Annotated in this window: 5 protein-coding genes; 4 read left to right on the top strand and 1 reads right to left on the bottom strand. The window is 45.2% G+C overall.

Translation table 11 applies throughout. The features are described 5' to 3' along the window. Positions 1 to 124: 124 nt before the first annotated feature. From BZG20_RS02015 to BZG20_RS02030, 4 genes are all read left to right on the top strand, one after another. Positions 125 to 1,468, top strand: coding sequence for a sodium-dependent transporter (locus BZG20_RS02015; protein WP_046073441.1), 1,344 nt, complete (start codon positions 125 to 127; stop codon positions 1,466 to 1,468). A gap of 144 nt (positions 1,469 to 1,612) precedes the next feature. Next, positions 1,613 to 2,155: a septation protein A gene (locus BZG20_RS02020; protein ID WP_077577963.1), complete on the top strand. Its 543-nt coding sequence runs from the start codon at positions 1,613 to 1,615 to the stop codon at positions 2,153 to 2,155. 96 nt (positions 2,156 to 2,251) lie between these two features. Continuing rightward, positions 2,252 to 2,644 carry an acyl-CoA thioester hydrolase YciA gene (gene yciA / locus BZG20_RS02025; RefSeq protein WP_046073443.1) on the top strand — a complete coding sequence of 131 codons (393 nt, stop codon included), beginning with the start codon at positions 2,252 to 2,254 and terminating at the stop codon, positions 2,642 to 2,644. Between the two features lie 303 nt (positions 2,645 to 2,947). Beyond that, positions 2,948 to 4,963 carry an FG-GAP repeat protein gene (locus BZG20_RS02030; RefSeq protein ID WP_077577964.1) on the top strand — a complete coding sequence of 672 codons (2,016 nt, stop codon included), beginning with the start codon at positions 2,948 to 2,950 and terminating at the stop codon, positions 4,961 to 4,963. Between the two features lie 189 nt (positions 4,964 to 5,152). Here the strand turns inward: BZG20_RS02030 and BZG20_RS02035 are convergent. Beyond that, positions 5,153 to 6,620: diguanylate cyclase (locus BZG20_RS02035; RefSeq protein WP_131825337.1), on the bottom strand; the 1,468-nt coding region annotated here is incomplete at its 5' end.

The following is a 6,620-nucleotide window of genomic DNA, read 5'->3' on the forward strand; positions in this document are numbered from 1 at the left end:
GTAGAGGGAACCACTCGTCTCATAGTGTAATAATTAGTTTACACAATGAGCGAGCACCTGACGGGAGCAACTGAGTATGCGCCCATAAAAATCAATTAATTATCGAATACGATATCGAGTAGGTATGGCAAACACACAACGCGCACAATTTTCATCCCGATTAGGGTTTATCTTGGCGGCAGCCGGCTCTGCGATTGGGCTCGGCAACATTTGGGGTTTCCCCACGCAAACAGCCTCAAACGGCGGCGCCGTTTTTCTGTTTATTTACTTGCTGATGGTCTTTGTCCTAGCGTATCCCCTTTTGATAGCAGAACTCACTATTGGACGCTATGGCAATGCCAACCCCGTTCGCTCACTGTCAGCCGTATCCGGTGGACAAAAATGGATTGGTCGGTTACTTGGATTAGTCGGCTTACTCGGCGCGACTGGCATTTTAAGCTTTTACACCATCGTGGCCGGTTGGTTGGTGGGCTATATGGTCTCTCCCTTACTTGCATTAATAGGCTTTACCGATGCGGCAGCATGGTTAGAGTCATTTAGCGAGACCCGTAACCTCGCATTAATGCTGTGCTTTATGGTGCCGACGATTTTGGTGGTCCGTAATGGTATTGCCAACGGGATCGAACGTTGGTCCTCACGTTTAATGCCCGTCCTCTTTTTACTGTTCGTGATCATGGTGGTTTACATTTTATTTCAGCCTGGCGCGATGGAAGGGCTGAAGATGTACCTGATCCCAGATATGTCGCACCTCTCGCCGGGGCTGGTCGTGAGTGCCATGGGGCAAGCGTTTTTCTCACTCTCTCTGGGTGTGTGCGTGATGATGGTATACGGCTCGTATTTGTCCAAAACCGCCAACATTCCTAAAACCGCTGCACAAGTAGCACTGCTGGATACGGGCATCGCCTTTATTGCGGGGCTATTGATCATGCCTGCCATGTTTGTTGCCCAACACAATGGCGTGGCTATCTACAGCGATGCAGGCGCGCTTCTCAGCAGTGACACACTGGTATTCAGTGTCCTCCCTGCCATGTTCGACACCATGGGAACAGCGGGCATCTTTGTCGGTTTTGCCTTCTTCTTGCTGATGGTCATTGCCGCCCTCACCTCAGCCATCTCATTGCTTGAAGTACCTGTAGCCTGTGCTACTGAGGAATTCCGTCAATCACGAGAGAAAGCGGTATGGTGGATTGGCGGCCTTATCACCATTGCATCGGCGGTGATTGTTTACAACTTTGGCGATCTGTTTGGCTTGGTGGTTACCGTCACCACCGAGTACGCACAGCCTATCCTTGGCCTGCTGTTTGCTTTGGTTGCAGGCTGGCTATGGCACCGCAATGAAATCTTGAAAGAACTGGTGCAAGGCAGCCCTGAGCTCGGTGAAACCTGGTTTTGGAAGATCTGGCCAGGCTATGTTCGTGTTATCTGCCCGATACTGATGCTACTGGTGTTCGGCTGGGATTGGATTTAATCTTAAACGCGCCTTGGCAACCCCCCTGCCAAGGCGCCTACCTTGTTATCTTTTCTCTCTCCGCCTTGTCGTTTCCCCTCTCTGCGCATTTGGGTACACTGCGTACATACTTAGCTTAAATACACCTAGTTACGCGGCGGCGTTATGAAACAACTGATTGATTTTATCCCTTTAATTATCTTTTTTGCCTTATACAAATTTTACGATATTTATATGGCAACAGGTGCACTGATCATCGCCACCCTAGTGCAAGTTGTGCTGGTTTGGGCGTTGTATAAACGCGTTGAAAAGATGCAAATCATCACCGCCGTTCTGGTCGCCATATTTGGCGGCATGACGCTATTTTTTCACGATGACAACTTCATCAAGTGGAAAGTCACCATTGTGTATGTCTTATTCGCCATTGGCTTGGCGGTGTCCGAGGCGATGGGTAAGCCTTTGATTAAGAATATGCTCAGCAAAGAGATTACACTGCCAGAACGCGTGTGGCGCACCATTAACTGGGCCTGGGTTGGGTTCTTTTCCCTATTAGCCGGCGTGAACATTTATGTTGCTTATAGTATGCCGCTTGATACCTGGGTGAACTTTAAGGTCTTCGGCACTTTAATCCTGACCTTCCTGTTTATGATTGCAACTGGGGTGTATATCTATCGCCATATGCCCAAAGAGAGCAACTCAGACCAATAAAAACTTGCCCAAATGCTGTGTTAGCGGTCACAATTCTTATCTGTTCTATAAAAAAGGGGGTGCATGCCCCCTTTGCGATAAGATGTGAAGAGAACCATGCCTGACAATAAAAACAACTGCCCACGTGGCCAACTGCTGCTTCGTACATTAGCAATGCCCGCCGATACCAACGCCAATGGGGACATCTTTGGTGGTTGGATCATGTCCCAGCTCGATTTAGCCGGCGCGATTCTCGCCAAAGAGATTTCTGGTGGACGCGTTGTCACTGTCTCTGTCAACGACATTACATTTAAATCGCCCGTCAGTGTCGGCGATGTGGTTTGCTGCTACGGGACGTGCCAACGTATCGGCAATACCTCGATTACCATTGAGCTTGAGGTCTGGGTTAAGCCCGTCAGTCATGATGAGATAGGCGATCGCAGCAAAGTGAGCCATGCGACCTTTAATTATGTCGCCATTGATGAAAACGGCCGCCCTCGTAAAGTTTAGGCTCACTCAAGACTTAATCGCCAAACTACAGTTAATGAAGTAAACCAAATCCAACACACTATTTTTGAGCCAAGCTAGATATTTTTGAACTAAGCGTGAGAAGGAGAAAATACCCGCCTTCTCTCGCTTTTTCCTGCTAGAAAGAAAATGTGTGAGTAACGGCAGCTTATCTGTTCGTGCCGACTTATAAATGCCCTAAGTCAATTGCAACCCAATAGCACATGTTTTATAAACAAGAGTAAGGTAGCGTTACGACGTGTGGTCACGATGATCACCGGCTGATAAGTACAGGGAAGTCGAAGTATGGCTCCAGGATGGGCTTTTGGTGTTGTTGTACTTGCTCTCTTTGCACTAAAGAGCTGCAATGATGACACTGGAGACACAAATTTTACGATTACTTCCTCCACTAGCGGTGGTGGTTCCATTGCGCCTTCAACCTCTCTGGACGTTGGTCAAGGTGCGCGCCAGCGTTTCACCTTAACACCGTTCGACGGCTATCAGCTGGATAAAGTGGACAGCACGTGTGGTGGAAAGCTAACTGGTGATATATACATCACAGCCCCTATTTATTCGGATTGTTCCGTGATTGCCCGGTTTGGCCTTACGGTGCCTAAAGCGCCTCACTTATCGATGACGCCACAACAAACCAAAACATTTGCTTTTAACTGGGATGACCTCTCGAATGAGAATCAGTACCTGCTTTATGAAAATTCCGATGGTAATTCAGGATTTACCCAAATCGCTACCATCTCTAACAATGTAACAACCTACGAGCTTGAAAAGTTTCTACCCACTAGCGCCAATGCTGAATACATCCTCTCCGCGTGCAACGATAAAGGCTGCACAGACTCATCGACCTATACTGTGAACCAGAGCGAACTAAAGGATGCTATTGGTTATATTAAAGCCTCCAACACAGATGCTAGCGATGAGTTTGGTTATTTCGCTGAGCTATCAAAAGATGGAGAGACGCTTGCAATTGGTGCCATTAATGAAAGTAGTAATGCAACAGGAATTAATGGCAACCAAACCAACAACGCAACACAATCATCTGGTGCTGTGTATATATTTAGGTATGTGAATCACGCTTGGCAACAAGAGGCGTATATCAAAGCTTCAAACACTGACACTGATGATATTTTTGGTCATAGTCTCAGTTTATCAGAAGATGGGAGTACTCTTGTGGTGGGCGCACCAGGGGAAGATAGTGCAGCAACGGGTGTCAACGGTACTCAAAACGATGAATCGAGTACAAACAGTGGTGCTGCCTATGTATTCACTCGCGATAATAACACTTGGAGTCAACAAGCCTATTTAAAAGCATCAAATACCCACTCAAACGATGAATTTGGCTGGAGCCTTGCGTTAAGTGCTGACGGAAACCGACTGGCTGTCAGTGCTTACAAGGAAAGCAGCAATACAACAGGTATCGATGGCAATCAAGCTGACACATCTTTCAGTGGGAGCGGTGCAGTTTATATATTTAATCGCGATAGTGGCAATACATGGTCACAAGACACATATATAAAGGCGTCGAATACTGGCGCATCAGATCAATTTGGCTACAGCATCGCACTCTCCAACAATGGCAATACATTGGCAGTTGGCGCCCGTTATGAGGACAGTGACGCAACAGGTATCAACGGAGATGAAAGTAATAATGCTGCCACAGGTAGTGGTGCGGTTTACGTGTTTAATCACGATGGAAATAGCTGGAGCCAAGAAGCGTATCTCAAAGCTTCTAATACCGAATCCAATGATTCTTTCGGGGCATCAGTCGAACTATCTGCAAATGGGAACACCTTGGCAATAGGCGCACCACTTGAGAGTAGTGGCTCCTCGGTGATCAACAACGGGCAAATGGATAACTCAGCACCCTCTAGCGGAGCGTCTTACGTTTTTGTAAGAAGTGGTACCACATGGAGCCAACAAGCTTACTTAAAAGCATCTAATACTGATGCAAACAATGTCTTTGGCTGGTATCAATCAATGAGTTCAAATGGCGATGTATTAGCGATAGCCGCCGTTGGTGAAAAAAGTGCAACGGTTGGAATTAACGGTAATGAGAACGACACGTCGGCGGCAGATAGCGGCGCGGTCTATCTGTTTGAGCGAGATGGAATCACCTGGGTACAACAATCTTACATCAAGCCACCCAATACTGAGGCAAGCGATTTATTCGGATTTGTTGCTTCTCTATCCGCCAATGGAGACGTATTAGCGATTGGCTCTCGCAGAGAAGACAGCGCGTCTTCCGGAATCAATAGTGACCAACAGAATAACAGCGCGAGCAGCAGCGGCGCTGTATACTTATATTAATAACTTCCCTCTTAGGGTAGAGGGTGGACGTGATGGCAATGGAATATTCATATCGGCGAACGTAACCCTAAGGCTACGTTCCACTATGACGTGATTGCCAACCAATCTTGTTAAGAACAATGCCTTTGAATTTAAAAAACGGGGGATCTGCGTATCCACCATAATATGTACATCGACGATATTTTAGTCCTATTCATCGATATCATCTTGCTCATTCCAAAAACAGTAATGATTCTTTCCATTGCTTTTGGCTCGATACATCGCTTTGTCAGCTTTCGCAACCAGCCCGTTTATACTGTTATCATCATTTGGAAAGATAGAAACACCAACACTTAACGAGACAAAGCTGAACTTGTCAGAGTGAGACAGCGTCATTCTTACTGATGACATCACTTCATCGACTAGTAGTTTAATAGCATTGTAATCAGGCATGTTGGCTAATAAAAGCAAAAACTCATCTCCACCAATCCTCGCCACAACATCAGTTTGTCGGACTGACTCCGTTAACGTCTTAGCTACGTCGCACAAAAGTCGATCCCCTGTTTGATGCCCAAAACTATCATTTACTTTTTTAAAATTATCTAGATCAACAAAAACTACAGAAACATAATTACCTTTTTCTTTTGATGCTTGAGTTATAACCTCCAATTTTTTCATCGCGAAATCACGAGTGGCCAATCCTGTCAAATTATCATGGTTAGCCAAGTGTTCTAACTGAGACTTTAACTCTTCTCGCTTCTCAGCATTATTTTTAAATACAACAAGTGCTTTCGCCATTTGGCCAATCTCATCCTCACGCTTACTAATGTAAACGTTAGTCGAGAGGTCATTTTTTGCTAGCCGTAGCATTGTACTTGTCATTGTCCTAATCGGGTTTGAAATACTAACACCTAATAAATACCCCGAAAAAACAACAAACACAAAAACGATAAGATTAGTAAACAGGAATATTTGACTCATTTCCGATACAGGCTGGAACACCTCATCTTGATCGACTTCGGCAATCATCACCCACTCAACGCCTTTGAAAGAGATAGGTGCATAAGCGGAGTACACACGTCGCCCTCGGTAATCGGTAAATAACCCTTTTCCTGATGAACCTTGTAAACCATCTCTTGATGGCACAGTGTCCACTCTAGTCTTCAGTATATTATTGTGCTCTAAAAACCTGGAGTCACTTCGCATTAAAAAATCAGAGCCGACTAAATAGGATTCGCCAGTGGCTCCCATTCCCGCCGTCACTTGCATGATTTTATTTATAGGTTCAATAGGAAGCTGAAAGATTAACGCGCCCATATAATTAACATTTCTATCAAAAACAGGAATCCCTATAAAACTCGAGGGCATGTTATTATTGGGCTCATAAAAATCAATATCTGAATAGTATACTTCACCAGGCTTTCTTTCATTATTTATTTTACTAAAAAGTTTTGAAAGAGAAGAGTCTTTCCATGGGCCATGGATTAGATTTGTTGCATAGTCTTCATCTTTTTTTACCGTGTACACCAAATGACCATCCGTATCAACCAAAAACATGTCATAGTAGGTGTTTGAACGAACAAGGTTTAAAAATATAGGATGGTAATACTGATGTTTTTCGCTATAAACACTACCATCGTCTGGTGAAAGGAAGTGGTCTCTCTGCCCTGATGAAAAT

This window comes from Salinivibrio sp. IB868 (genome assembly GCF_001995655.1).
Taxonomy (GTDB): Bacteria; Pseudomonadota; Gammaproteobacteria; order Enterobacterales; family Vibrionaceae; genus Salinivibrio; species Salinivibrio siamensis.